Annotated in this window: 25 protein-coding genes and 1 tRNA gene; 15 read left to right on the top strand and 11 right to left on the bottom strand. The window is 70.3% G+C overall.

Annotated elements, in window-relative coordinates:
• Positions 1-15: 15 nt before the first annotated feature.
• The 4 genes from ABZ272_RS08665 (at position 16) to ricT (ending at position 2,700) form a co-directional block, all read left to right on the top strand.
• Positions 16-345, top strand: coding sequence for a YbaB/EbfC family nucleoid-associated protein (locus ABZ272_RS08665; RefSeq protein ID WP_355049259.1), 330 nt, complete (start codon positions 16-18; stop codon positions 343-345).
• Position 346: 1 nt separating this feature from the next.
• On the top strand, positions 347-652 hold the full coding sequence (locus tag ABZ272_RS08660; protein ID WP_355049258.1) for a hypothetical protein: 306 nt from the start codon (positions 347-349) through the stop codon (positions 650-652).
• Entirely contained in the window at positions 652-1,332 is a 681-nt protein-coding gene (locus ABZ272_RS08655; protein WP_355049257.1) for a hypothetical protein, read from the top strand. Before ABZ272_RS08660 ends, ABZ272_RS08655 begins: the two co-directional genes overlap by 1 nt.
• 528 nt (positions 1,333-1,860) lie before the next feature.
• Complete coding sequence (ricT, locus tag ABZ272_RS08650) at positions 1,861-2,700, top strand: regulatory iron-sulfur-containing complex subunit RicT (protein WP_355049256.1); 840 nt, start codon at positions 1,861-1,863, stop codon at positions 2,698-2,700.
• 119 nt (positions 2,701-2,819) lie between these two features.
• Here the strand turns inward: ricT and ABZ272_RS08645 are convergent, their stop codons facing one another.
• Positions 2,820-4,556 (bottom strand): metallophosphoesterase, encoded by a 1,737-nt coding sequence (locus ABZ272_RS08645; RefSeq protein ID WP_355049255.1) that lies wholly within the window; start codon positions 4,554-4,556, stop codon positions 2,820-2,822.
• Positions 4,557-4,700: 144 nt separating this feature from the next.
• On the opposite strand from ABZ272_RS08645, the gene ABZ272_RS08640 reads away from it, so the two are divergent.
• Positions 4,701-4,774: transfer RNA gene (locus ABZ272_RS08640), tRNA-Thr, on the top strand.
• 96 nt (positions 4,775-4,870) lie between these two features.
• On the opposite strand, the gene ABZ272_RS08635 is transcribed toward ABZ272_RS08640, so the two are convergent.
• Entirely contained in the window at positions 4,871-5,443 is a 573-nt protein-coding gene (locus tag ABZ272_RS08635) for a hypothetical protein (RefSeq protein WP_355049254.1), read from the bottom strand.
• Positions 5,444-5,823: 380 nt separating this feature from the next.
• On the opposite strand from ABZ272_RS08635, the gene ABZ272_RS08630 reads away from it, so the two are divergent.
• The 10 genes from ABZ272_RS08630 to ABZ272_RS08585 all read left to right on the top strand — a co-directional run bounded on the left by ABZ272_RS08630 (position 5,824) and on the right by ABZ272_RS08585 (position 13,052).
• Positions 5,824-6,159 carry a hypothetical protein gene (locus tag ABZ272_RS08630; protein WP_355049253.1) on the top strand — a complete coding sequence of 112 codons (336 nt, stop codon included), beginning with the start codon at positions 5,824-5,826 and terminating at the stop codon, positions 6,157-6,159.
• An 18-nt stretch (positions 6,160-6,177) separates the two neighbouring features.
• Positions 6,178-6,480 (top strand): pore-forming ESAT-6 family protein, encoded by a 303-nt coding sequence (locus ABZ272_RS08625; RefSeq protein ID WP_355049252.1) that lies wholly within the window; start codon positions 6,178-6,180, stop codon positions 6,478-6,480.
• Positions 6,481-6,518: 38 nt separating this feature from the next.
• Positions 6,519-6,878, top strand: a complete 360-nt coding sequence (locus ABZ272_RS08620) for a DUF6507 family protein (RefSeq protein WP_355049251.1) — start codon at positions 6,519-6,521, stop codon at positions 6,876-6,878.
• Positions 6,875-9,247, top strand: a complete 2,373-nt coding sequence (locus tag ABZ272_RS08615) for a hypothetical protein (RefSeq protein ID WP_355049250.1) — start codon at positions 6,875-6,877, stop codon at positions 9,245-9,247. The genes ABZ272_RS08620 and ABZ272_RS08615 overlap by 4 nt, the downstream gene beginning before the upstream one ends.
• 77 nt (positions 9,248-9,324) lie before the next feature.
• The gene (locus ABZ272_RS08610; protein WP_355049249.1) at positions 9,325-9,933 is read left to right on the top strand and encodes a hypothetical protein; all 609 of its coding nucleotides are present in this window, start codon (positions 9,325-9,327) and stop codon (positions 9,931-9,933) included.
• A gap of 171 nt (positions 9,934-10,104) precedes the next feature.
• Positions 10,105-10,800 carry a hypothetical protein gene (locus ABZ272_RS08605; protein WP_355049248.1) on the top strand — a complete coding sequence of 232 codons (696 nt, stop codon included), beginning with the start codon at positions 10,105-10,107 and terminating at the stop codon, positions 10,798-10,800.
• A gap of 19 nt (positions 10,801-10,819) precedes the next feature.
• Positions 10,820-11,116, top strand: coding sequence for a hypothetical protein (locus tag ABZ272_RS08600; RefSeq protein WP_355049247.1), 297 nt, complete (start codon positions 10,820-10,822; stop codon positions 11,114-11,116).
• Positions 11,117-11,164: 48 nt separating this feature from the next.
• Positions 11,165-11,515, top strand: a complete 351-nt coding sequence (locus ABZ272_RS08595) for a hypothetical protein (protein WP_355049246.1) — start codon at positions 11,165-11,167, stop codon at positions 11,513-11,515.
• 60 nt (positions 11,516-11,575) lie between these two features.
• Complete coding sequence (locus ABZ272_RS08590; RefSeq protein WP_355049245.1) at positions 11,576-12,406, top strand: helix-turn-helix domain-containing protein; 831 nt, start codon at positions 11,576-11,578, stop codon at positions 12,404-12,406.
• A gap of 64 nt (positions 12,407-12,470) precedes the next feature.
• Positions 12,471-13,052 carry a dihydrofolate reductase family protein gene (locus ABZ272_RS08585; RefSeq protein WP_355049244.1) on the top strand — a complete coding sequence of 194 codons (582 nt, stop codon included), beginning with the start codon at positions 12,471-12,473 and terminating at the stop codon, positions 13,050-13,052.
• Positions 13,053-13,077: 25 nt separating this feature from the next.
• Here ABZ272_RS08585 and ABZ272_RS08580 read toward each other — a convergent pair whose 3' ends face one another.
• The 9 genes from ABZ272_RS08580 to ABZ272_RS08540 all read right to left on the bottom strand — a co-directional run bounded on the left by ABZ272_RS08580 (position 13,078) and on the right by ABZ272_RS08540 (position 23,197).
• On the bottom strand, positions 13,078-14,037 hold the full coding sequence (locus ABZ272_RS08580) for a DUF6177 family protein (RefSeq protein WP_355049243.1): 960 nt from the start codon (positions 14,035-14,037) through the stop codon (positions 13,078-13,080).
• A complete protein-coding gene (locus ABZ272_RS08575) occupies positions 14,034-14,393 on the bottom strand; it encodes a hypothetical protein (protein WP_355049242.1) in 360 nt (119 codons plus the stop codon). The genes ABZ272_RS08580 and ABZ272_RS08575 overlap by 4 nt, the downstream gene beginning before the upstream one ends.
• Entirely contained in the window at positions 14,393-18,349 is a 3,957-nt protein-coding gene (eccCa, locus tag ABZ272_RS08570; RefSeq protein ID WP_355049241.1) for a type VII secretion protein EccCa, read from the bottom strand. Before eccCa ends, ABZ272_RS08575 begins: the two co-directional genes overlap by 1 nt.
• A gap of 12 nt (positions 18,350-18,361) precedes the next feature.
• Positions 18,362-19,300, bottom strand: a complete 939-nt coding sequence (locus ABZ272_RS08565) for a hypothetical protein (protein ID WP_355049240.1) — start codon at positions 19,298-19,300, stop codon at positions 18,362-18,364.
• Between the two features lie 13 nt (positions 19,301-19,313).
• Positions 19,314-20,642 carry a type VII secretion integral membrane protein EccD gene (gene eccD, locus ABZ272_RS08560; protein ID WP_355049239.1) on the bottom strand — a complete coding sequence of 443 codons (1,329 nt, stop codon included), beginning with the start codon at positions 20,640-20,642 and terminating at the stop codon, positions 19,314-19,316.
• Complete coding sequence (locus ABZ272_RS08555) at positions 20,639-20,893, bottom strand: hypothetical protein (RefSeq protein ID WP_355049238.1); 255 nt, start codon at positions 20,891-20,893, stop codon at positions 20,639-20,641. The genes eccD and ABZ272_RS08555 overlap by 4 nt, the downstream gene beginning before the upstream one ends.
• Positions 20,894-20,988: 95 nt before the next feature.
• Positions 20,989-21,846, bottom strand: coding sequence for a patatin-like phospholipase family protein (locus ABZ272_RS08550; protein ID WP_355049237.1), 858 nt, complete (start codon positions 21,844-21,846; stop codon positions 20,989-20,991).
• Positions 21,847-21,925: 79 nt separating this feature from the next.
• The gene (locus ABZ272_RS08545) at positions 21,926-22,570 is read right to left on the bottom strand and encodes a class I SAM-dependent methyltransferase (RefSeq protein ID WP_355049236.1); all 645 of its coding nucleotides are present in this window, start codon (positions 22,568-22,570) and stop codon (positions 21,926-21,928) included.
• A gap of 9 nt (positions 22,571-22,579) precedes the next feature.
• Positions 22,580-23,197, bottom strand: a complete 618-nt coding sequence (locus tag ABZ272_RS08540) for a pyridoxamine 5'-phosphate oxidase family protein (RefSeq protein ID WP_355049235.1) — start codon at positions 23,195-23,197, stop codon at positions 22,580-22,582.
• Positions 23,198-23,287: the final 90 nt, after the last annotated feature.

Below are 23,287 nucleotides of genomic sequence, written 5' to 3'. Positions count from 1 at the left end.
CGGGAGGAGTCGCCGATGCCGCGGGGGGAGATCGACGAGGCCTGGATCGAGGAGGCGGTGCGGCGCTACCGCCGTATCGAGTCGTTGCAGGCCGAGTTCGACCAGGCCGTGTCGACGGTCGAGGTCACCGTCCGTTCGCCGGACGGGCTGGTCGAGGTGGTGGTCACCGCCGCCGGGCGCATCACCGACGTCCGGTTCCTGGGGCCACTGCACGCCCGCAGCCCGCGCGACGTGGCCGGCTCGGTGCAGGCCGCGGTCACCGCCGCGGCGGACGCGGCCGAGTGGGCCCGGGAGAAGCTGCACAACGAGACGTTCGCCGCCTACCGACCGCTCGCGGGGGCCTGACATGGACACGCTGCGCGCGCTCTCCGCCCGGCTCGACGAGGCGAGCGCCACGCTCACCACCCTGTCCCACACCGTCACCGCCAGTGATCCGGCCCAGGCCGCGTTCGGCGCGGACGCCCCGGGTCGTCCCGGCGAGATCGGTCGCGCCCTGCACCGGCAGTGGGCCGCCGCCACCGACGACCGGGCCCGCGAGGCGCGAGCCGCCGCCGGCCGCCTCGCCGCCGCCGCCTCGGCGGTCCGTGAGGCCGCCGACCGGTACGCCGAGGTCGACCGCGCGGCCCGCCGCCGGATCACCGGAGAGCCGTGATGGACCCACTGGACCGGCTCGCCGAACCCGGCCTCGACCTGCTGCGCCGGGTGGACGCGTTGCTCGCGGCCGGTGTTCCCGAAGGGCACCGGGTGTGGCCCCTGCTCCGCCGGATGCAGGTACTGCCGGGCGACGCCGTCCGGGGCTTCCTCGACCTGCACCCGGCGCCGCTCGTCAGCGCCGGGCACGCCGTGCGCCGGCTCGTCCGGGGGTACGACGACGTCGGCGCCGCGCTCACCGATCCCGTGCTCTGGTCCGGGCCGGCCGCCTCGGCGTACGGGCAGGAGCGTGCCGCGCTGCTGCGCCACCTGGACGAGGGGCCGGAGAGCCTGGTCGGGCGGATGGAATCCACCGCCGGGTACGCGGACGCGCTCGCCGACTGGGTGGAGGGCAGCCGTCTCGCCCTCGCCCGTACGCTGGCCGACCTGCTGCGCTCGGCCGAGGCGGTGGCCGTGGTCGCCGCCAGCGCCGCCGGCCCACCGAACCGTTTGACGCCGGTCGGGCCGGGCGTCGCCGACGCCGCCGAGATCGCCGCGCGGGTGCTGGCGGTGCTCTGCGTCGCGTACGACGGCGCCGAGACACTTCTGCGCCAGTGGGCGCCGAGCCTGGCCGAGTCCACCTGGCGGTCGCCGACCCAGGAGCGCGCCCGGTACGACCAGCACACCCGGGTCGGCTGGTAGCCGTATCCGGCGCCCGCTTTCCGGCCTGGTGTTGCTCTGTGGTCGGCTCGTGGCGTTACTCAGGCCCTGATGTGTCGGTTCGCGGGTAGGCCACGGCGTTGCTCGGGGCCGGTGGTGGTTGGGTTCCCGCGCAGGCCACGGCGTTGCTCGGGGCTGGTGGTGGTTGTTCCCGCGCAGGCCACGGCGTTTCTCGGGGCTGGTGGTGGTTGGGTTCCCGCGCAGGCCACGGCGTTGCTCGGGGCTGGTGTGGTGTTGGTTCGCGGGCAGGCCACGGCGTCGCTCGCGGGCGCCAGAGCAGAGCCGGCGCACACGGCGACGCCGTGGTCTTCCCCCTGCACCCCCCGCAGGTCTGTCTCCACTCAACGCTGTCCGGCAGCGTTTGTCCCCTTCCCGGGCACGGATTCAACCGTCCGGGCGAGGATCATCGGCACGACGGGTGGCCCGGCAATCGGTCGAGTCGACGGTCATGAATGGAGATGGGGTAGCGCCCGCCGCGTTCTCCGCGGTGATCCGTCGTAGGGTGGGGGGATGGGCATGCTCTGCGCGGTCAGCTTCAACCGGTACGGGCGGCTCTACTACCTGGACCCGGGTGAACTGCGTCCCCAGGTGGGCGACCGGGTGCTCGTGCCGACCGACGACGGACCTGAGGTCGCCGAGTGCGTCTGGGCCGCCCAGTGGGTGAGCGAGGAGACCGACGGCTTCCCCCGGCTGGTGGGGTTGGCCGGCGACGACGACCTGCGCCGTGACGAGGCGCTGCGCCGTCGTAAGGCTGAGGCGAAGGTGGCGGCCAAACGGCTGATCCGCGCGCACGGCCTGCCGATGAAGGTGGTGGCCGTCGACCATGTGCTCGGCTCCGCCGACGGCGGTGGCGAGCGCAGCACGGTCTACTTCACCGCCCCGCACCGGGTGGACTTCCGGTCACTGGTCCGCGACCTCGGCGCCACCCTGCACTGCCGGGTCGAGCTGCGCCAGCTCTCGGCGCGCGACTCGGCCCGGGTCCAGGGCGGCATCGGCTCGTGTGGTCGTGACCTGTGCTGCGCGACGTTCCTCACCGACTTCGAGCCGGTGACCATCCGGATGGCCAAGGACCAGGACCTGCCGCTCAACCCGCTGCGGATCTCGGGAGCCTGCGGTCGACTGATGTGTTGCCTCAAGTACGAACATCCGCTGTATCAGCGCTTCCAGGAGACCGCGCCCGCCGTCGGCAGTCGGGTGACGACGCCCGAGGGCAGTGGTCGAGTGGTCGGCCACAGCGTGCCCCGCGACGCGGTGACCGTACGCCTCGACGCGGACGGCTCCCGCTGCTCCTGCTCCCGCGCCTCCGTCTGCGGACCGAGACAGGCACACGAGGAGCACTACACCCCCTAACCCCACCCGCCCCCACCCCGACCCCCCACCCCCCACCCGCCAGCCCGCGTTGATCAAGAGGTTTGCGTCAAAATTCGGGCTCGGGATGATGCAAACCTCTTGATCAACTAATGGTCCGGTCAGGACAGGATCACGGGGGGTTCTGTTAGGTGGGGGATTAGGGGGGTTTTGGGGAGAAGCCAGCTGGCCGTGGGGGACTGGTCGGGGTTGACCTGCCAGTCCCGGGACACCCGGTCGACGCCGATGGCGTACACGGTGAGCGTGCCGTCCGGGTCGATGCGCAGCCGCAGGAACGACTTGGAGTCCTCGATGCCCTGGCCGGCGAACAGTTCGTTGACGTTCACCCCGAAGGCGCCCGCCACCAGCAGATACGCCGCAACCAGCTGACTCGCCACCAGCCCGATGACCGGGCCGTACACCACCACGGCGGCGACCGCTGGCAGCGGCCACGGCCAGTCGTAGAACGGCAGCGCCAACCAGACCCAGGTGCCGCCGGCGGCCAACGCCACATGGGCCACACCGTGGCCGACGCCGAGGAGCCAGTGCCGGGCGTGCCGTTTGCCGCTGGCGCTGGGCGGCTTGGCGAAGAGGATCGCCGCGATCACCGTCACCAGCACCATCAGCACCAGTGGGACGCTGAACAGCCGTTGGTCGCTGCTGTCGCCCCAGTTGGCCGTCGCGCCCGCCATGGCAAGCATCAGCAGGGTGTGCAGGGTGCCCAGCAGAGTCGCGAAGCCCGGGTTGCGGAACGGCAGACGCCCGAAGATGCCCCAGCCGTAGCGGCGCGAGCGGGCCGCGTCCGGGTAGCGGGCCACCAGGTCGTACGGCTGGGAGCGGCTGGCCCGCCGGGCCAGCGTGTCGCGCGGTGGCACCTCGAGGCGCTCGGGCAGCTTGTGCGTGGGGTACAGATACGCCCCACCACCGCCGCAGGTGATCAACTGCCGGTCGTGCCCGGCGTAGCGGGCGTAGTGGTGCAGGTCCCCGGAGAGCAGCAGCCGCACCCGCGCCCCGGTCGGGTCGATGATCGTGCGGACGAAGTAGTCGATCGAGTCGTACGCCGTCGGGTCGTCGGCGGCCTTGACCCACGTCGGCGACGGCGTCGCGATGATCACCTTTGACTCCGGGCTGAGCCGCCGGGCCACCTCGTCGAAGTAGGCCAACTGCGGATCGTCGAGGTACGAGCCGGACTGGTCGTCCACGCCGAGCAGCCACCAGCCGGCCGGCAACTCCACGGCGAAGTACGACCGCGACTGCCCGGTACGCCAGCCGGCGAAGTTACGGTCCCGGGAGCGGACGAACAGCCGCAGGAAGGCGGTCAGGCCGTCGTACCAATCGTGGTTCCCCGGGACCGCGAACAGCGTGGGACGGTCGGGCGGCGGTGCCGGCAGCGCCGCCTGGTAGGGCCCCTTGCAGCGGTTCTCGTACTCCGCGTAGGCCGCCGACGGGTAGACCTGGTCGCCGCCCATCACCAGGGTCTGCGCCCGGGGCAGCCGGTGCCCGTCCACGGTCAGCTCCGGCTGCGCCAGCAGGTACGCGACGGAGTAGGTGGCGTGGAAACCGTCGCCGAGGTCGGCCACGTAGTCGAGCCAGAGCCCACCGTCCGGTCCGGCCTGGCGGAAGATGTCGTCGCCGAAGGCGTTCTGCAACTCGCGCTTGTCGAGGTACGCGCCGAAGAGGATCGCCAGCAACGTCCGGATGCCGGTGCTGATCAACAGGAACGGCGCCAGCCACGGCACCGGCTTGCGGGGGGTGAAGCCCAGTTCCAGCGGGTCGGTGGAGCGTGGGCGGCGAGGAGCCGGCTCGCCGTCGGGCTGCGGGTCCGCCGGTGCCGGGTGATCGTCGCGTTCGTCAGTCACCCGCCGCAGCGTAGTACCGGTCCGCGTGTAGTGCTGTCCGGTAATTGGCCGGATGGCGGTGCTTGTCCGTTTGGTGGCGGCGGGAGCGTCGGGGGTATCCCGCTCGGCCCAGGGGTACGGGGTGCCGTACACTTGCTGATCGTTGCCGCCTTAGCTCAGTCGGCTAGAGCGACGCACTCGTAATGCGTAGGTCGACGGTTCGATTCCGTCAGGCGGCTCGGTACGGAAGCCCAGGTCATCGACCTGGGCTTCCGCCGTTTCCGAGGTGGGATCACGCTGCCGTCCGTGGTGCCGGCCTCGAGCGGCAGTCGCTCTCAGGCTGCCGCGCCACCACCTGTGCGGTTCATCGACGGCCGCCGCTCGTTGAGGAGCCTGCTCTCAAGCAGGTATGCCGCCTCCCGGCTATCGCACGGGTAGGCCAGCCACGACCTCAACGGCTTGCCGTCTCTCCGGTGCGTTCGCATCCGATCTCTGAATGCCTTCGTGCTTCCGACGTAGATTGGATGCGCGGCGGCGTCGTACAGCACATACACGACCGCCTGTCCCCGATGGGGAGTAACGGTGTCTTTTTCGAATGGATAGGGCCCGTGCCAGTGGGTGCCTCCGGGCGCGTTCGGCCGTGTCTTGACTCGGTTGCGCCAGTGGTACTGCACCTGGCCGGCGGGTACGGACATGTGCTCATCCCATTTGGTGGTAAATCCAGGGCCGAGCCCACGTGCCCGCTCGTAGATGAGCGCGAGGTCGTCCATGTCCAGCCGACCGTCACGGTAGTCGCGGTCAATGGCGGTGTAGAGCTGTGCCTGGGATTCGACCAGTCGAGCGCCTAGTTCATTGATCTTCCTTCGGATCAGCTCACAGTGCTGAAACGTCGCTTCGTAGGTCGTCACCGTCTACCTTCCGATCGGAGGCACGCCTCGATATCTCAACCATGGAGCTGACCCGGCACAGTCCGAGGTGGACAACTAGCCAGTGGGGAGGGCGTGCAGGCCGGCTGACTACGAGTAGCACGGGGGTGCGACAACATCTCTGCCGCTGCCCGCGTCTTCGTGCCGTTGCACGCCGGGCGGAGCGACACCGGGGGGTCGTCGGCTGTCGACCCTCGGACGTGATCTTCCCGCATGCCGGGTCGAGGTCAAGCCGGGTTGCCGTGTTGCCACGGCGCATTTCCCGGCAAACGCCATCCCACCGAAAATCCACTGAGGATGAAGTGGCGTGGATCTCGTAGCATTGATGGCGGACGTTCGGCCGAAGAGCGGGGAGTGGTGGCATGAAGTTCGACATGGGGGCTCAGACGCTCGGCAGTCTGACCAAGCAGACGCAAGGTTCCTCCGATGATCTCGGTTCTTTGATCAAGCAACTGATCGCCGCGGCGGAGCCGTTGCAGGGCAACTTCAACGGGGCCGGGCGGGTGGCATTCGACTCGTTCAAGGCCAACGCCGATTCGATCACCGCCGAACTCAACTCCGCTCTCGGTGCGATTCTGGGCGGCCAGAGTGGAATGGACTCCTCGTTCGGCCAGGGTGACACCGAGATGTCGGACAATGCCAGGTCGTCCGAGGGCACCGCGAACTTTGACGCCGCCAGGTTCTCCAGCAGCCGCTGACACGGGGAGTGACAAGTCATGACAGACCGACGCAGTTTCGACACCGGCACGTCGCAGCAGGTACAGGGCGACCTCGCCGGCATCATCGGGCGGCTCGAGTCACTGATCTCGCAGCGCAGCTCCGACGTCGCGGCCGCGATGGCCGACTTCCAGGCCGATGGAGTCTCCGAGGAGTACCGGACCGTCGAGGACCGGTGGAACCGGGCAGCGGGCGAGGTCCGCACGATCATCGACCTGGTCAAGACCACCATGACGAAGAACGACGAGACGGCGAACACCACGCTGTCCCGCGCCCGCTCTGCGGTGCAGTCGATCGGTTGAGTCGTTATCCGACGAGTTGTTGACGAGGGAGCACGAGCGTGAGCGCGTGGGATATCTCCCCCGGTGGAGTGCGCGACGTCCTGACTCGTACCCATGCCGCGGCCATGCCCTTCGAAGGGCAGATGACGAGCTTGAACTCGGCGTTGGAGGGATCTGCCACCGAGTCCAGTTCGGAGATCGTGGGCCAGGCGCTTCAGGGCTTCGTGGAGTCGATTCGGACGGATCTCGAGTTCGTGTTCACTCGCACGGGGGCGTGCATGCAGGCAGCGGCGCAGGCGACGAACGCCTACGTCGAAGGTGACCTGGAGATGGCGGCGAACGCGCAGCGCAGCGCGGCGGCGGCACCCGACCCGTCGGCCACGATGCCGGGGCCGGGCGGTGGGGCGGTGCCCCGATGATCAACCCGGGGGAGATTCCGCAGATCCCCGGCAACATGGATGCGCTGGCCACCCATGCCCAGACGGTTCGGACCGCTGGCGTCGACTTCGCCAACACCGGCCAGGCGGTCGACAGCACCTGGCAGGGGCTGGCGGCGGTGTACAAGGCGCCGGAGGCAGCGCAGCTCTTCGCCGCCACCGGCCCGGTGCGTACGGTGTCGGCCTCGGTGGGCGAGGACATCCAGGCCGTCGGGGCCGCGCTGGCCACGTACGCCACCGAGGTCAAGGAGATCAAGGCTCAACTCGCCGCGCTGAAGGGCCAGGCGGAGGAGTTCGTCGGCTCGATCAAGGACGACGAGGACTGGCGCGACGATCAGGGCAAGGTCGACAAGCACAACGGCCTGATCACCGCCGTGAACACGCAGGTGGCCGCGTTCTTCGAGGCGCAGCGCAAGTGCGCCAACACCATCAACGCGCTGTACGGCGGCCGCCAGTACCGGGCCGACAACGCCGACGGCCAGGCCGAAGACGGCGAGTACGGCTTCACCGCCGACACGCTGAACGCCGCCGCCGGTGAGGACGGCGCTCTGCCGTGGGGCAGCAACGAGGAGCACGACCGCGGCTTCTGGGGCGACGTGGGGGCGTACTTCGTCGGCATCGGCATCAGTTTCGTCACCATGCTTCAAGACCTGGGCGGGCTGATCGGCCGCGATCCCACCACCGGCGAATGGAGCTGGGGCACCGCCGGTCAGTCGTGGCTGGGGCTCGGCAAGTTCGTGTGGGCGGTCTCCATCTACGTCAACCCGGTGACGATCGTGATCGACCAGACGGTCGGCATGCCGTTCATGGAGCAGCGCGAGGCGGGAAACCTCCTGCTCAACGCGGGCAAGAGCATCATCGCGTACGACACCTGGGGTGAGGACAAGTCGAAGGCGGCCGGGATGGCCACCTTCAACATCGTCTCGGCGGTCATCGGCACCAAGGGTGCCGGCTCCGGGCTGCGCGGTGCGGGAGCGGCGGTCAACACCATTCGAGGCAGCGCCACCGCCGCGCGGATCAGCGCCGCGCTGGTCCGTACCGGTAACTGGCTCGACAAGCTGCCCACCGTCGGCGAGGTGGCCATCAACTTCGCCAAGAAGTTCGACATCAAGATCCCGCAGCTCGGGTTGGTCCCGGCGATCGCCGGCGACGTGCCGATCGGGCGTGGCTTCGACGTCGAGATGCCCAACGTCCGCGGTGGCGACGCGATGCACATGGACGGGGGCAACGGGCCGGGCGGCCACGTACCTGGCGGGAACACGCCGGGCGGTCACGTCCCAGGTGACCTGACCCCCGGCGGGCACATCCCGGACGGCAACGCCCCTGGTGGGCACATCCCAGACGGCAACACCCCGGGCGGGAACCTCCCTGAGGGCAATAGCCCTGGTGGCAACCTCCCTGAGGGCAATAGCCCTGGTGGCAACCTCCCAGAGGGCAACGGGCCGGGTGGCAACTTCCCGGACGGCAACGCCCCCGACGGGAACCCGCCGGGCGGAGGAATCCCCGATCGCGGGCGGAACCTCACGCCGGATGAGCAGCAGCGCTTCGTTGATCAGGCCGAGCGGCTCAATCCGGCAGCGAGAGCCCAGGCGTTGGAGTTGCTCGCCCGAAGCGACCTGCCGGACGGTGTGGCCAACCGCGCCGTCCGGGACTTCGTCGACCTACAGGATTCCGGGCGATTGGCAGGCAGTGCGGATCGGCAGGCCCAGGTCCTGCGCGACATGATGGAACAGTTGGGTGGCGACCGTTCCGCCGCAGTCGGAGCGGCCGCTGAGCTACGTGCCGCGAACGAGGTTCTCAACAGCCCCGACCTGATGCCTGGCTCGAAGATCGGTATCAGCGTCAAGAATGAGCTCGTCGATCTCGGCAACGGTAAAGTGGTCAGTACCGGTGACGTCCCCGAGTCGGATCTGGTGTACCAGACCAGGGACGGCAAGGTGCATTTGGACGAGGTCAAGGCCACCGCGCAGACGGTGGCCAATAAGATCAGTGAGAACCCCGATCAGCTGCGCCGGCTGGTTACATGGCGGGGTGAAAATCCCGCAGGACGGGCAGTGAGCTACCGCATCGGGACCGACGAGGGGTTGAAGGGCCTGTTCAGCATGACCAAAACTGAGCCGAAGGCGTATGCGATCGATCGGATTGCCAATGCTGACGTGCCGGTCCAGATTGGTGGACGCACGTTGACTCCGGATCAGCTGCGCCAACTGCGTGAGGCGGCGGAGCAGGCGGCAGCGGATCCAGCGCACCCCATGAAGAGGGGCCAGTCCGGGGCCTGGTTCGACGAGCACATGCCCAACCTCTCTGCGGCACGCGACTTCCTCAGGCCCTATGGAGTTGACTTCCTGTGAGCGAATCTTTGGTACCGCCCGAACTGTTGGCCCTGCCGCCCTCGTGGCAGGCGGCGGAGTCTGGGCGACGTCACCCCGTGATCAGGGACCTGCCGGCCGATCCTGAACACCGGGCGCTGGCGCTCTCGGCCTTGGAAGCGTGTCTTGCCTTTCAAGTGAACTCCGCCGCTCGTTACGGCGACGACCGGAACTGGGGGTTGCCCGAGGCGTTCTCCAACGACGACTGGTTCCTGCTGCAGATAAGGCTCAAACGACGGCTGCCGACCCTCGCCGATGTGACGCGCACGAAGGTGCGTGACTGGCTGCAGGAGGACGACGTGGCGGAGATCCTCGACGCCAAGCGGACCGAGCCCTCGGATGAGCTCGTCGAGGCGGTCGGGCAGATGTGGGCGACTTTCATCGTCAATGGCCTGACCGAGGATCTGCTCCGTTGGCTGGAGTTGGTCGCACGGGATCATCTGGATGTCGTAGAGCGCGCCAGGGCGCTCGATCTCCTCAAAACGACCACGCCGCGCCTGCCGTGGCGTTACACGATCGAGACAATTCCGGTAATTCTGAGTCTCGGCGGGTCGGCTGAGCGTCCCTACTTTGACCAGTTGGCGAATGATCCGGACCTACATGAGAAAACCCGCGCCGAGGCAGCAAGCAAGCGGTGGCTTATCGACAGCAAGCGCGCGCGAGCCTAGCGTGTCACTGCTCTTGAGACCCGGGAACCATCGTCAGCCGATGAAGCAGCCACCCCGACAGCCAGTTCATCCCGAAACTACTCAGCTGTCGTCCTTCCGCCGAGAATGACCCCCAGCGAAAGCTTCGTCGCGGCTAGTTGAGTTAGACAGGTCCCCTATGGAGTTGGTTCAGTGGCTGGTCCCTGGGTTGCCCCCGAAATGCTGGCCGCCGTGCCAGTTCCGTGGCGGCTGGCGGATCCCGTCGAACGGGGCAAGGCGACCTCCGAGCTGCCGCCCGACCCGCTGCACCGGGTCGAGGCTCTGACGGCTCTGCAGACCTGCCTCGGGTACCTGGTGGACGTCCGGGACCGTTACGGCGACGAGACCGATTGGGGACTTCCCAAGGCTTTCTTCGACGACTACTGGTTCATCCTGTACACCCGGCTGAAGCAGTCGATGCCGACTCTCGCCGACGTCACGCCCGAGAAGGTGCGAGCCTGGGCTGACGCGTACCTGGATTCGGAGGACGTCTTCGGCGTCACGTGGACGACTCCGCCGGACGAGGTCATCGACAGCATTGGTCGGTCATGGGCCTTCTTCATCCTGCAGGGAGCGACAGAGAGCCTGGTCCGATGGTTCCGCGGCGTGGGGCCTGATCAGCTGGACGATTCGGAACGGGCCCGGGTGGTCAACCTCCTCAAGGAAGCCACACCTCGTCTGCAGTGGCGTCTGACGATCGTCACCATTCCGGCGATTCTCGATCTCGACGGTTCGGAGGAGAAGGGCTACTTCGATCGTCTGGCGAACGATCCGGGCCTCCACGAGAAGACCCGCGCCGAGGCGGAGAGTGTGAGCGCGTTCATCGACCGCCAACACGAGCCGATCTAGTTGCTTCGGGGGGAAAGGCGTGAGTGTTTCGAGCTATCTGGTGTGTCCGTCGCGCCAGTTGATGATCGGGCTCGGTAAGCGGCTGAGAGAACAGGGTCGGACGGTCATCGGATTCTCCATCGGCGACCACTTGACCTCCGAAGACCCGCAGCTCACGCAGGCGCTCTGGAGGTTTCTCGCCCACACCGCCGGTGCCGAACTGGTCGTCAAGTTCAGCGACGACGAGGACTTCGAGGAGGTCGCCGGCTATCGCGAGCTCGGCGGGAATGAGTACGGCGACATCACGATCGAGGACTACGTGCGCGGAGGCGTCTAGGGTCGGCACCGCCTAGCAGAGCGGACCGGATTGGCGGGCAAGGCAACCATGCCGAACTACGTGGAGATTTATTTTGGGTCCATTGAGGATCGCGGGCGGGTCGCCGACCAGGTCAGTTCCGCCCTGGGCATCCCGTTCGCGCCGTCCGACAAGCCCTACGCCGATTACCTGGGCAGGACGGACGATCTGGCGCTCGACTTCAAGGTGGGTCACGAGCTGGAGGACGATGCGGGCATCCCGTTCGAGGCCATGCCGTACGTCTTGACGGTCCGGGACTTCCAACGGGGCCAGTTGGATGAACCGGCCGCGAGGAAGATGTTCGCTGAGCTGGAAGGGCTGGGCTATCGCCCCATGTACCTCGTCAGAGGCCTTCAGGAGATTCTCCAGTTCAGCGACTGAACCGACGTGTGGGACGCGATCTGCCGGCGGGGCGTCGGCGATACTGTCGAGGTGGAGTACGTGTCCAGGGTGCCGCGACCGCCGCTGGACGCACTGATCGACGACCTCTACTACCTGGAGGGTTCGTCGCCGTACGCCCGGCTGATGTTGCCGCCGATGCCGGCGGCGCTGCTCATCGTCAACCTCGGGGCACCGTTTCGCATTCGTGCCGGCACCGACATCGAGACGGTCGAGTACGCCGACGGCTGCGTCGTCACCACTCCCACCCGCGCCGTGGAGTTCGCGTACCCACTTCGGACCCGGTCCGTCGGCGTGCACGTCAAGCCGTGGGGACTGGCGCCGTTCCTGCCGATGCCCGCGGTCGAGCTGTGTGATCGGCCGGTGACGTTGGAACAGGTGTGGGGCCGGCCCGCCATTGGCGAGCTGCGCGACCGGCTGGCTACGGCGAACGGGCCGCACCAGATGCTGACGCTGCTCGAGGAGGAGCTCATGCGGCGGCTGCGCGAGACCAGCGGCCTGGGGCTGGTGCGTCATACGAGCAGCGTCATCGCCGCGACCGGCGGTGCAGTGGTCATCGACGACCTGAGGGTCTCGGCCGGCGTCAGCAGCACGCACCTGGTTCAGCGGTTCAAGGATCACGTCGGCGTTACCCCGAAGCGGCTGGCCCGCACCTACCGCTTCGCCGCCACCGTGCTCACGATCGACCCTGCCGGACCGTTTGACTGGGCCGAGCTCGCCAGCGGCGCCGGCTACTTCGACCAGGCCCACTTCGGCCACGAGTTCCGGGCATTCACCGGGCTCACACCGACCCGGTATCTCGAGGTCCGGCGGCGCTTCCTGCGCGAGCATCCCGGTCACGTGCTGGACGGTTGGCCGCTGCCGGTCGATTGATTTTCTACAAGAGTGGCAGCTCACGACCCGCTACCTTGAGGCATCTCGGAGCAGAGGAGAGCCCGTGGGCAAGGTGGTCATGTACGGCTCGGTGTCGGTGGACGGCTTCGTCGCGGATGACAGCGACCAGCCCGGACCGCTCTTCGACTGGCTGTCGAACGGTGACGTCCCGCTGGACGAGAGCGGCATGGTGAAGGTCTCGCAGACGTCCTACGACTACACCCGGCCGTACTGGGACGAGATCGGGGTGACGATCGTCGGTCGCCACGTCTTCGACCTGACGGACGGCTGGGACGGGAAGCCGCCGAGCGGCATCGACCATGTGGTCGTCGTGACGCACCGGCCGCCGCCGGAGAGTTGGGACCCCGCGACGCCGTTCCACTTCGTCGGCGGCGTCGAGGCGGCCGTGGCCCGGGCGCAGGAGCTTGCGGGTGATCGCGTGGTCGAGGTCGCTGCTGGCGACGTCGGTGGCCAGGTGCTCGCCGCGGGCCTGATCGACGAGGTACGCATGGACGTCGTACCCGTGGTGCTCGGCTCCGGGAAACGCTACTTCGGGCCGGTCGACGCGCAGCACCTGCTGGAGGATCCGGACCTGGTGATTCAGGGCAACCGGGTGCTCCACCTGCGCTACCGGGTGCGCCGCTGACCGGTGTCGTCAGGCGATCGGCGAGTCAGCCGCCAGACCCGCCGTTCAGGCCGTAGCGGCGCAGCACCGCGCCGAGCGTCTCGTACGGCGCACCCGGACCGCCGTCCAGTCGGTACCACCACGCGCGTCGGGCGCCCCGCCCGAGGGGGCGACCCACCACCACCTCCGGCTCGGACTCGACGGGGTTCTCATGATGGCCGACCAGGATCCCCCACGGCAGCGCCGGCATGCTCGGTCGGCTCGACCGCAGCCCGCCGGTTCGGCCCGGATGCACGGTCACGATCATGCTGCGGGCGGTACCCGCCAGCTTCTCGGCGAGACCTTCGAGCGTCGCCGCGTCGACGACCGACAGGGGCGGGCCGGCCAACCGGAGTTGTTCGCGGACGCCGACGTCGACCCGCTCGACCGTCAGGACCCCGAGCGTCGCCGACTCGTCGTCGCCGCCGACGATGGTCAGGCTGGTGGGTGCCGGCGCGCGCGTTCGACAGAATGCGGTGAGTTCGTGGCGTGACCACGGTTCGGTGACCGGTTCCGCGACGCCCCAACCGGTCGGCTCGGCATCGGTGAGGGCGCGGACGGCGGCCTCGGTGCTGGCTCCCAGCCGCAGGGCCTCGGTGGCGGGGTGCAGGGTGACGATCTGGATCTCCAGGCCGCCCGTCCACGGTGTGTTCGTGGGCAGTGTTCCGGCGGTCTGCGCCGCGTCGGATCTGGCGAAGCGGTGACCGTCCCAGCGCAGCGGCAACCCGGTGAGGCCGTCCCGGTACTCCTCGCCCGCCCGCACCACCCACTGGCCCCGCGCCTGGGCCAGCATCGTCTCGAACGGGTACGTGATGACGCCGTCCACCGGCGTGACGACCTGGAGCAGCAGACCGTCGCGTACCGCGTCGACGGCCGCCTGCGCGAGCCACGGTGCCAGGCCGACCACCGCCCGGTCCTGGTGCAGGACGACGGCCCGGTCGGTGATCGTGTCGGTCGCGCCGTTCATCGGCCCTCCCATGTCAGCCCTCCGGTGATCTCGACCAGCGCGGCGGTGAAGCGGCGGGCGACTTCCGCAGCCTGCGGGTCCGCGCCCGGCGCCCGGCTCTCCACCCACCACGCCGGCTCGGGTACGTCGTCGGCGGGGGCGAGGCCCAGCAGCCGCCGCGCTTCCCCGGGTACGCGCACGAGGCGCGCGGCCTCGACGCTCAGCAGGAGCCGCCCGTCGACGGGGTCGAACAGTTGCACCAGCCCGGCGGCCTCGACGGTGTCCATCTTCAGCTCGGAGCCGGCCGCGAGCAGGGCTCCGAGCATCGCGGCCGCATCGGGCTCGGCGCGGCACAGCGCCACCGTGTCGAACGTCATCAGTGCTCCTTCGTCTCACCGGTGAACGCGATCTGCACCATGCGGGGACCGTCGCCGGGGCGGATCAGTTGCGCGCGGCCGGTCGGCAGGACCATGGGCCGCACGCCCGAGAACAGCTGGCCCTCCGTCCGGTCGCCCGACATGAGCAGGCTGAGGCAGCCGGCCTCCCGTACGGCCAGCGGGAACGGCTCGAACAGGCCGCGTGAGGCACCGGCCACCCGGCGGGCCATCACGACGTGCAGCCCGGTGTCGCGGCCGGCCGCCACGTGCGGCACCAGCGCGCCGAGCGGCTGGGTGGCCGACGCGGCCAGGATGTCGTAGTCGTCGATGAGCAGCACGATCCGGGTACGCGCCGCCTCAGGCGACTGCCGCTTCGCCAGCTCGTCGGAGACCGCCCTGGAGAGTTGCTGGGCGAGTGCCGGGTTCGGGGCGTACCCGCCGCAGTAGGAGTCGGGCACCACGTCGGCGAGGGCGCGGCGCGGGTCGAACACGGCGAAGACGAGTTCCTCGGAGTCGTACTGGCTCATCAACTCCTCGGCGACCAGCCGCAGCAGGTTCGTCTTGCCCGTCCGGGGGTCCCCGAGCACGAGGAGGTGCTGGTCGCGGCCGAAGAGGTCGACAGCGGCGGTGGAGAAGTCGTGCTCGTAGCGACCGAAGGGAACCACCCCGTGACCGGAGGGAGCACCGGCCAGGTCGGCCACGGGAAGCACGGCGGGCAGGACCCGCACCGGCGGCGGCAGCGCGCCCGTCCAGGCCGCCCGTACCGATCGGGCGGCCGCGACCAGACCGGCGACCGCCGGGTCGGCGACCCCGTCCAGTCGGGGAAGCGCCACCTGGGCGAACAACTTCTCGCTGGTCAGCGCCCGACCAGGCTGGTCCGGCGGTACGGCGCGGGCCTGCCGGCCGTCGATGCTGGATTCGGCGGGCTCGGTGAGCCGCAGCTCCACGCGGTTGGCGAAGGCGACCTGCTGGGCGGCGCGGACCTCGTTCCAGCGCCGGGCCGTGCCGACCACGTGGATGCCGTAGCGACCGCCCCGGGCGAGCAGGCCGTGCACCTTGGCTTCGAGACCTTCGAACTCCGCGCTGAGCTGTCCGTACCCGTCGATCAGCAACACCACGTCGACGCAGCCGACCTCGGTGCGCACGGCTTCGTCGGCGTTCCGCAGGTCCTCGACCGTGTCGAACTGGTGCCGGGTGAAGATGCGCTGCCGGCGGGTGAGCATCGCGTGCACCTCGTCGACGACACGGCGGACCCGCTCGCGGTCCTCACGGCCGGCGACGCCGCCGACGTGGGGCAGCTCGGCGAGCCCCGACAGGCCGTTTCCCAGCAGGTCGATGCCGTAGATCCCGACGTCGGTGGGACGGTGGGTGGTGGCCAGGCCGAGGGCGAGGGTCCGCAGCGCCGTCGTCTTGCCGCTGCCGGGTCCGCCCAGGATGAGCAGGTTGCCGCCGCTTCCCGCGAGGTTCAGCACCCAGGGGCCCTGCCACTGGCGGGCCGGGTCGTCGAGCCGGCCCAGCGGAACCGGCAACCCACCGCCGGGCGGCGGGCTCATCCCCAGGCGTACGCCGTCCGGTGTGGTGCTCACCCCGCCGGCCATCTCGTCGAGGGTGAGCAGGGACGGCAGGGGCGGCAGCCAGATCGCCGGGACGCGCTGCCCGCTCGCGGCCATCTGTCGTACCACCGTGGACAGCAGGGTCGGTCCGGTGGTGCGCCGGGTGGCCGTTGGCTCGTCCGGCACGCCCTCGTCGACGTCGGCGCGGGCGGTTCCGAACATCGGCATCGGTTTCGCCAGCGGTCCGACGATCGGGGCGAGTTCGGCGTCCGCACCCTCGTCGAGTGGGCCGGACACGTAGGCGGCCTTGAACCGCTGGTAGATCGACACGTCGACCTTGAGGTACCCGTTCCCGGGCAGCGGCGGCAGGTGGAACGCGTCGACCGTGTCGAGGACGGTGCGCGACTCGATCTCGGTGAGCGTACGCAGGCCGATCCGGTAGGCGAGGTAGTTCTCCAGGCCGCGCATCTTGCCCTGCTCGACGCGCTGGCTGGACAGCAGCAGGTGCACGCCGATGGACCGTCCGATCCGACCGATGCGTAGGAACAGGTCGATGAACTCCGCCTTGGCGGCGAGCAGTTCACCGAACTCGTCGATGAGCACGAGGAGGTGGGGCAGTGGGGGCAGGTCTTTGCGCTCACCCTGGGCGCGGAGCATCTGGTACTCGATGATGTCGGTGACCTTGCCGGCGTCGGCGAGCACCTGTTGGCGGCGCTGCACCTCGCCGTCGAGGCTCGTGTACATCCGCTCCACCAGCGCCGCGTCGGCCGCCAGGTTGGTGATCAGCCCGGCCAGGTGCGGTAGGTCGCCGAACGGCGCGAAGGTGGCCCCGCCCTTGTAGTCCACGAGGACCATCGCCATCCGCTCCGGCGGATGACTCGCCGCCAGGGCGAGCACGAGGGTACGGAGCAGTTCGCTCTTGCCCGAGCCGGTCGCCCCGACGCACAGCCCGTGCGGCCCCATGCCGAGTTGGGCGGGCTCCTTCAGGTCGAGCAGCACCGGACGCCCGGCGGGATCGACCCCGATCGGGACGCGGAGGAAGTCCCGTTCGCCGCGCGGTCGCCAGAGGCTGGTCAGATCGAGGTCGGTGAGGTCGGACAGGCCCAACAGCTCCTGGAAGTCCGCCGGTGGGGTGCCGGTGCCGTCGTCGTACGAGTCGGCGGACAGTCGCAGTGGTGCGATGCTGCGGGCCAGTCCCTCCACGAGCGGGCCCGGCGCCGCGTCGAGGGTGCCTCGTACGGTCATGGCGGGGGAGGCGGTGAGGTCCTCCAGGGTGACCGAGTCGCCGTCGATGGTGATCCGGCGGGAGACGTCGCCGGGCTCGTGCAGCCGGTCGGCGAGCAGGTGGACCACGGTGACGCCGAGGCTGGCCAGTCCGACCGTCGGGTCGGGGCTGGCGAGCACGCGAGCCAGCTCACCGTGCGCGTCGTCGATGACCAGCAGGCGTGGCCGGGCCTTCGCCTCGGCGCGCCCGCCACCGTGGCGGAACGCCTTGAGCGCGCTGGTGGCCCGCTCCTCCAGGTCGTCGCGGAGCAGTTCCACGAGCGTCTGGGCCGTGGTGACCAGCAGCGGGGTCGGGCCGGACGGGCCGATCGAGGTCCGGTCGAGCAGGTGGGGCAGCCACCGTGCCCACCGCCAGTCCCGGGCCCGCTCCGGGGTGGTGATGATCGCGAGCGTCACGTCGTCCGGTGCGTGGAAGGTGGCGACCTGCACGAGGATCGCCCTGGCGACGGCCACCGCCTCGGCGTGGTTCGGCGCTATCACGCTGACGTCCCCGGCGCAGTCGAGGTTCGCCCGCAGGGGCAGCCCCGGTGTCAGCGCGAAGCGGCGGATCAGGGAACGCGCCTCGTGCCGCATGAACGGATCGAGCGGGTTGGTGGGCGTGCTCTGCTCGCGCAGCTCGATGGGTCGCACCGGCAGCGCGCCCACACCCAGTCGTACGTGCAGGAAGTCGATGTCGGCGCGTCGGCGCTCCCAGAGCCGGGCGGGGCTGCGGATCACGTCGAGCAGCCGGTTCACCGGCGGGTCGAGGAGGCTGGCCTCCTCGCGCATCCGCTGCTCGGTCTCGCGCAGCTGGTCCCGCAGTTCCTCCAGATAGTCCTGGTAGCGCTCGCGCTGCGCGCGGCGTTGGCGGCCGGCCTTGCCCAACTGGGTGAGGTACATCGCTCCGGCGGCGCCCAGCGCCGCCACCATCACCACCGCGCCGAGGGCCGCGAATCCGGAGCCGCGCAGGAACATCATCATGCTCATGGCCACGCCCGCGCCGGCCATCGGCAACAGTGCCTGAAGTCCCATCGCGGATTTGCCGTCAGGCAGTTGCGGTGGCGGGTCCAGCACGAGCGGATCCATCGTGGACATCGGGCGGGCCATCCGGGCCGGGCGGTGCACCATGCGCGTCGACATGTGGTCCTCCGGTCAGATCTGCCGGGCGCGGGTCAGGGCCAACGCGGCGGCGCGGGTCACCTCCACGAGCGTCGCCTCCCCGATCCGCGACGGCGTGATGAGCGCGCCGGCGGCCAGGTGACGGTCGTAGGGCAGCGCCACCACCGGTACGCCGGTCTGCCCGATCAGCTCCCGTGCCGCGCGCTGGTCCAGCGTCGACCGGCCGTGCGGGTTGCCCGCGCTCAGCACGACGATCACCCGGTCCAGCCACGCCCCGTACCCGTCGTCCACGATCCGACGGAGGGCCTGGTAGGTGCCCCGTACCCCGTCGGGTGTGGCCGCCGCGACGAGCACCACGGCGTGCGCGTCGGCCATCACCCCCGCCGGGGTACGGGCCTCCAGGCCGGGCGGGCAGTCGGTGACGGTGACGGCGAAGAGGCGCGACAGCGCGCGGGTGACCGCAGTGCACAGGTTCGCGTTCGTGGTGCCGCCCGGCAGCACCCAGAGGCCCGTCCCGGTGCGGGGTAGGAGTGGTGCCAGCTCGCGTAGGTCGCCGCCTCGTGCCGCGAGTAGGCCGGGTGCCAGTTGGTGCAGCGACGGCTCACTCGGCACGCCGAGCCGCCAGGTCAGTGAGCCCTCGTACGGGTCGGCGTCCGCGGCGAGGACCGGATCGGCACGACGGGCCGCGAACACCGACGCCAGCAGCGCGGCGACCGTGGACTTCCCGGCGCCACCCTGCACGGAGGCCACCGCGATGCGCCGGCCGGTGTGTACGGGCGACTGCACCTCGGCCGCCAGGTCGGCGAGTTCCCGGTTCTGTCGGCCGCTGGCGAACATCTGGCTGGCGCTGCGCCAGGTACGCCGTAGCGCGGAGTCGCCGGAGGGGGGACGGCGTGCGATCGGCGGGTTGGTCGGCTCCGCCACCGAGGGATCGGCCGGCGGTGCGGTTCGCGGCACCGGTGGAGCGCTCATGCCACCCCCTCTCTCAGAAGGTGTCGAGTAGTCGTGAGTAGAGCCCGAACACCCCTACGGCGACGGGCACCAGCGCCATCACGGTCAGGGCCTCGACGCGGTCGGCGAGCTGCCGGCCCCGCGCCAGGATGTGTGGCGGCGGCCGGTACGACAGGATCGCCAGGGACACCGCGCAGACACCGAGGGCCGCCACGGCGGCGGCCCACCACGTGTCGGGTCGCTGGCGTATCCAGCTCAGCAGCAGGCCACCCACGACGGTCAGCGTGCCGGTCACCAGCGCCACCACTTCGGCCGCCAGCGGAAAGGCGCGCATCCGCAGCAGCAGGGCGGCGGCCACGAGGACTGCCAGCGTCAGTGGCCACGGACCCGGCGTGGCCGCGAGGACGAGCCCGGCGAGCGCCGCCGAAGTCGCCGCCGCGATCGCCGCGACGGCCAGTCCCCGATGCGCGGAGTCGACGGCGGCCTGTACGGATACACGGCTCACCGGCTCGTCGTTGCTGCGTCGGTCGTCGAGACGGGTGAGGCCCGACGCGATCAGCGCGAACCGGGGCAGCAGCCCCAGCACGCCCACCGACGCGATCGCCATCACCGCCGCGGTCCGCTCGTCGGACACGCCGAACAGCAGCGGGGTGTCCCAGCCCGCGACCAGGAGGAGTGTTGTCCCGCCGCCGAGGAGGCCGGCGCGGCCGTTGCCCGTCGCCGCACCCAAGGCCAGGACGGCGCAGCCGATCACCACGGCCCACAGCGCCAGCTGTCCGGCGCCGGTGTCGGTCCAACCGGGCACGGTGGTCGTCACGATCGCGGCGCCGCTCAGCAGCACCGCCACCCCGACCGCCCGTCTGCCCGCCAGTCCGAGGAGGAGGCCGGCCAGGGCGACCGCGCCACCGACGACGCTGACCAGGGCGGGACCGAGTCGTGGGCCGGAGAACAGGGCGGCCGTGGTGGCGGCCACCAGGCAGGCGGTGGTGGCGGTCCACGTCCGAGGGAGGTCACCCCAGCGGCCGCGTCGACGCGTGAGATCGTCGCCGACCTCGTCGGAGACGTCGTGGACGATCGCCGCGGGTGGTGCCTCCGAGATGGGATCGACCCGGAGCAGGGCGCCGTCGGGTACGGCGGCCTGCCGCAGACTGCCGGCGGGGTCGAGCACCGTACCGTCGAGGGTGCTGATCTGGTAGCCCCGCGAATCGTCCGTCGGTGGGTGGCCCACGAGGGCGACGACCTCGGGCAGCAGCAGGCCGAGCGGTTCGTCGGCGGGCAATACGAGGTCGATGCGGCGGTGTGGCCCAGCCAGGGTCACCCGACTGAGGTGACCGGCGGACGCGAGGGCCTGCGGACCGGTCATCGCTGGCCTGTCGGCTGAACCGCTGCCGGGTTGCGTGCCCGCTGTTGCTCGGCGACGACGTTCTGCAGGAAGGACCAGCCCACACACACGGCGCAGGCCACCGCCGCGAGCACGAGACCGGCCCGCAGCCAACGGAAGCCGTCACCCGTGGCGCGGACGCGGCGCTGCCTGCCCCACAGCAGCAGCTCCCGCATGCGGGCACGGCGAACCGCGACCGACTCGATGAGCTGGGTGTCGAATTCCCGCGCCACGGCTCGATTCTATCCACGGCCGCTAATTCGATTGGGGACGGCGATCACGCGCTGCCGATGGGCCCACTACGCCAACGCGTCGACGTTGATCAACCCTAGGAAGGGCTGGTGGCTCCGAGTGCGGCGGCCACCCGGGCCGCCTCGCGCCGGCCCTGGTCCCGCCCGGCGGCCACGAGCGCGGGTACGACGGATCGGTCCGTCACGCTCGTACCCTGCGCGTTCTTGGAGGCCGTGTCGCGCAGCAGCAGTTCGACCGGGCGGCTCGCGTCCAGGGCGGCTCGCTGCTTCTCGATCCGGGCCCACGGCCCGATGGCGGCGGTGCTGGGCGCGAGGGCGATCACCGGGCCGTTCCCGGGTGCGAGGTCCAGGTTGAGGGTAGACCGCATGCCGCCGTCCATGTACCGGCGACCGTCGATGGCGACCGGAGCGGCGGACTGCGGCATGGCGCAGCTCGCGGCGACCGCGTCCACGAGGGGTACGCCGTCGTGCCGCGTGAAGAGGCGCAGGACGCCGGACTCGACGTCGACGGCGGTGACGCGCAGGTCGGCGTCCTTCCAGTCGTGGTCGGGGAGGCGGGCCTCCGCGATCCGGCGCTGCCGCGACGGGTCGTCGATGGGTGCCGCGAGCGCGAGCCTGCCGAGGCGGCGGGCTGCCTGTTCGGGGCTGCGGGCGAACAGCTGTGCCCGGGCCAGCCGCAGCAGACTGAGCAGGCCCAGCGCGGGGCCGGTCTCGTGGGGTACGCCCTGACGCTGGCGCTCGTACAGCTCGGGCAGGGGTGTGCCGCTGGCGATCTGGGCGCCCACCACGGCGCCGGCGCTGGTGCCGAGAAGCACCGCGTCCGGGGCCACGGTGAGTCCCTCGTCGGCGAGGCCGGCGAGGATGCCCACCTCCCAGGCGATGCCGGCGACTCCACCGCCACCGAGCACCCAGACCGGCCGCGTGTGGTCCGCCATCGCCCCTCCATCCCCTACTGCTAACGCTGTTCGCAGTTTGACGGTAGCAGGAGCCGTGGCGGGCTGACAACGCGTCGGCTCAGGGCTTCCGTCGGCCGAAGACGATCCCGCCGAGCTTGCTCTCCGGCGAGGTGACCGTCATCTCCGCCTCGACCGCGAAGCCGTTGTCGCGGAGCCAGGCCGTCATCCGGGCCGGCTGGCGACGGTGCACGTGGACCCGCATCGGGTGACCGCCGTACCCCTCGGTCTTGAGCGTCGTCTCGTCACCCACGTGGAAGCCGACCAGCAGTGGGCCGCCCGGTCGTACCACCCGGCGGAAGTGCGCGAGGACCTGACCGAGCCGCTCGTCCGGAACGTGGATGAGCGAGTACCAGGCGATCAGACCGGCCACCGAGCCGTCGGCCAGGTCGAGGTCGGTCATCGAGCCCACCTCGAACCGCAGGTCGGGGTTGTCGCGGCGGGCCACCGCCAGCATGCCGGGGGACAGGTCGATGCCGAACACGTCGAGACCCAGCTCGTGCAGGTGGGCGGTGATGCGACCGGTACCGCAGCCCACGTCCGCGACCGGACCGCCGCCCGTGGCGCGGACGAGTTCGGCGAACAGCGCCAGCGCGGCCCGCTCGTAGGGCGCGCTGGCCAGAAAGTCGCGGACGAGGTCGGCGTAGCTCACCGCCACGGTGTCGTACGAGGTGCGCGTGTCGGTCAGCCAGTCGTCCGTGTCCATCCGGGAAGGCTAGACGTAGATCTTCTTGGCGTACTCCGGGCCGTAGTGCGTCTCCAGCTCCTCCAGACTCTCGACGGGCGCCTCGACCTCCTTGATCAGGCGGGCGCGGGACGGCAGGACGTCCGGCTGCCAGGTCTCCGGCTGCCACAGCGCGGACCGCAGGAACGCCTTCGCGCAGTGGTAGAAGATCTGCTCGATCTCCACGATCACGGCCAGGACCGGCCGATGTCCCTTGACGACCATGTCGTCGAACCAGGGGGCGTCGCGTACCAGCCGGGCCCGCCCGTTGATGCGCAGCGTGTCGGTGCGGCCCGGAATCAGGAAGAGCAGGCCGACGTGTGGGTTGTCCAGGATGTTCCGGTAGCCGTCCGCGCGCTTGTTGCCCGGCCGCTCCGGCAGCGCGATGGTCGTGTCGTCGAGCACCAGCGCGAACCCGGCCGGGTCACCCTTCGGGGAGACGTCGCAGGTGCCGTCCGCGCCGGCCGTCGCCACCAGGCAGAACGGCGCGGCGGCGAGCCACTGGCGGTCGCGTTCGTGCAGGCGGGGGCGGTCCTTGTTGGCGGCCCGGGGGTGCGGCGTCCCGAGCAGCTCGCGTAGTTCCTCGTGTGTGGTGATCTCTACCGTCACGTGATCCTCCCTGAGCCGTTGACCAGGGTGGCGGGCACGCCACCGTAGCCAGCCTAGGCCCGCGTGGCCATCGAGGTTTGCCCCCGGACG

The organism is Micromonospora sp. NPDC005979, assembly GCF_040614415.1.
Classification (GTDB): domain Bacteria; phylum Actinomycetota; class Actinomycetes; order Mycobacteriales; family Micromonosporaceae; genus Micromonospora.
Note: the sequence above shows the minus strand (reverse complement) of the source record. Positions and strands in the feature narration are given on the sequence as shown.